Below are 2817 nucleotides of genomic sequence, written 5' to 3'. Positions count from 1 at the left end.
GCGCACCGACAGAAGCGCGTAAAGCGCGTAGGACTGGAACACCATCGCAATGCCGCGTTGTGCAGGCGGGACGTTGTTCACCACCACACCGTCAATCTGCAATTCGCCGCCGGTAATCCGCTCCAATCCCGCGATCATGCGCAACAATGTGGATTTACCGCAACCGGAGGGGCCGACGAAAACGATCAATTCCCCCTGAGCGATGTCGAGGTTGATGTTGGTAAGCACCTTCACCTCGCCATAGGCTTTTTCGATATTGGTCAGTTTCAGGTCAGCCATGGTTCCCTCCTTCGGGCGTCATTGCTTGATTGCAAGGTAAACCTGCCATGGTCCAAGATTAAGTTTATTATGCAATGATTTACTTTCATGGAAAGAAACGGCTTTCCACTTCCCTTCCGGCACAGCAACTCCAATCGTTTCATCGCCTAGATTGAAGGCGCAAAACAGCACCTCATCCGCATCCTGTCGCATGAAGGTCAGCAAATCGCCATTGGCAACCATATCGAATTGCGCGCCTTTTTTCAGCGCAGAATGGGAATGGCGCAAGGCCAAAACCGCCCGGTAATGCGCGAATAGGCTGTCTTCGCCTTTCGCGTCAGGGCCGACTTTGCGCAAATGCTCTGGCGGGACTGGAAGCCACGGTTTTCCAGTGGTAAAGCCGCCGGTCTGGTTGTCCGCCCGCCAGACCATCGGGGTGCGGCAGCCATCGCGGCCTTTGAACTCCGGCCAGAATTCCTTGCCGTAAGGGTCTTGCAGGTCTTCAAAGGCAATCTCCGCCTCTGGCAAGCCCAGTTCCTCGCCCTGATAAATGCAGGCGGAGCCGCGCATGCACATCAACAGCGTCGCATAAGCCTTTGCTGCATCAACGGAAAGGCCCCAACGGGAGATGTGTCTGGGCACATCATGGTTGGAAAACGCCCAGCAAGCCCAACCATCGGGTGCGGCAGCCTCCAACGCCTCGAAAGTCTCTGCAATGCGGGTCGGTGTCAGCTTGTCTTTCGCCAAAAACTCAAAGGCATAGCACATCTGCATTCGGTCATTGCCGCGCGTATACTCTCCAAGGATTTCCAGACCGCGTTGCGCATCGCCGACCTCACCCACAGCGGCAGCATTGTAGGGCCGCATAACGGCGCGGAGTTTCTCAAGAAAAACAACGTTCTCCGGCTGGCTTTTGTCAAAAAGATGCATTTGGTGATTGTATGGGTTCACTGCAGGCGCGGTATCGGCGTTGCGTTGGTCGACGGCCAAGCCCGGATTGTCGCGCAAGTATCTGTCGTGCATGTAGAAATTGATTGTATCAAGCCGGAACCCGTCGACCCCGCGCTCCAACCAGAACCGCGCCACATCCAGTAAAGCGTCCTGCACCTGCGGCTCGTGAAAATTCAGGTCGGGTTGGGAGGTCAGGAAATTGTGCAGGAAATACTGCTCTCGCCGCGCGTCCCATTGCCACGCCGACCCACCGAAGATCGAGAGCCAGTTGGTCGGCGGCGTGCCGTCCAGTTTCGGGTCGGCCCAGACATACCAATTGCTGCGCGCATTGGTACGGTTCGCGCGACTTTCCCGGAACCATGGGTGCTGATCGGAAGTATGCGAGAGCACCAGATCAATCATCACCCGTAAGCCCAGATCATGTGCGGTTGCCACCACCGCGTCAAAATCGGCCAGAGTGCCGAACATCGGATCAACATCGCAATAATCCGACACGTCATAGCCAAAATCCTTCATAGGTGAGGTAAAGAACGGGCTGATCCAGATTGCATCAGCGCCAAGCTCTGCGATATGCGGCAGGCGCTGCACGATGCCGACAAGGTCACCAATACCATCGCCATTGCTGTCTTGAAAGCTGCGGGGATAGATTTGATAGATCACCGCACCGCGCCACCAATCGGTATCGACGCCGCCCGTCTCATGCGTTGTTTTCTGCATCCTTACCACCTTGTTTTCGTCACTTCACTGATCCGGCCAACAGGCCACGGACCAGATATTTCTGCATCGCAAAGAACACAATCAACGGCACGACAATCGTGATGAAAGCCGAAGTTGCAAGGACTTCCCAATCGCCGCCAAGCGAGCCCATCATGTATTTCAGCAACCCGGTCATCACCAGTTGGTCCGACGAATTGCCCAGAAAGACCAGCGCCACCAACAGGTCATTCCAAGTCCAGAGAAACTGAAACGTGGCGAAGGAGGCGAGCGCGGGAAGGACAGCGGCAGGATGATTTTCAGGAAAATCTGGAACTCCGTCGCGCCATCGACGCGCGCACTTTCGATGATCTCCCTCGGCAGGCCGACCATGTAATTGCGTAAAAGATAGATCGCGAGCGGCAGACCGAATCCGGTATGTGCGAGCCAAATGCCGATATAACTTTTGCCGATTCCGATATCATTATGCAGCTTCAACAATGGGATAAGCGCAAGCTGCAATGGCACCACCAGCAACCCGACCACCGCAGCAACGATCAAAACCCGCCCCGGAAATTCCATCCACGCAAGCGCGTAAGCGGCAAAGGCGGCAACCAGAATCGGGATCACGGTGGCAGGGATGGAGACCGTCAGCGTGTTCATGAACGCACGACCCAAACCTTCGGCCTTCAACACGCGACCATAGTTCTCAACGGTGAACCGCGCCGGCGTCACGGATTGCGCAAATATCCGCATCCCACGCGCGCCTTCCATCGCAGTCGGTGAGGTGATCTTGAAATCCCCATTCGCGGCAACCGTCAGAGTTTCGCCGTCGCGCGTTTCAGCGTTGCTGCCCGCCTCATACGCGCCGGGCTCACGGATTGAGGTGCCAAAGCTGGTAACCTTGCCCGCCCC

The 2817-nt window shown here is 56.2% G+C and carries 2 protein-coding genes and 1 pseudogene; all 3 read right to left on the bottom strand.

Annotated features, from left to right (window positions below):
* A partial coding sequence (locus L0H65_RS17730) for an ATP-binding cassette domain-containing protein (protein WP_301460545.1) occupies positions 1-279 on the bottom strand: 279 nt, incomplete at its 3' end.
* A gap of 18 nt (positions 280-297) precedes the next feature.
* Positions 298-1926, bottom strand: coding sequence for an alpha-amylase family glycosyl hydrolase (locus tag L0H65_RS17725; RefSeq protein WP_301460544.1), 1629 nt, complete (start codon positions 1924-1926; stop codon positions 298-300).
* 19 nt (positions 1927-1945) lie between these two features.
* Positions 1946-2817: pseudogene (locus tag L0H65_RS17720) on the bottom strand (carbohydrate ABC transporter permease); the annotation flags it as partial.

The organism is Pseudorhodobacter sp. (assembly GCF_030452865.1).
In the GTDB taxonomy this organism is placed as follows: Bacteria; Pseudomonadota; Alphaproteobacteria; order Rhodobacterales; family Rhodobacteraceae; genus Pseudorhodobacter.
This window is presented reverse-complemented; position numbering and strand designations above follow the sequence as displayed.

Excerpts from the sequence above, each read along its gene's own strand:
- L0H65_RS17725 (WP_301460544.1), bottom strand. The coding sequence starts at position 1,926 with ATGCAGAAAACAACGCATGAGACGGGCGGCGTCGATACCGATTGGTGG.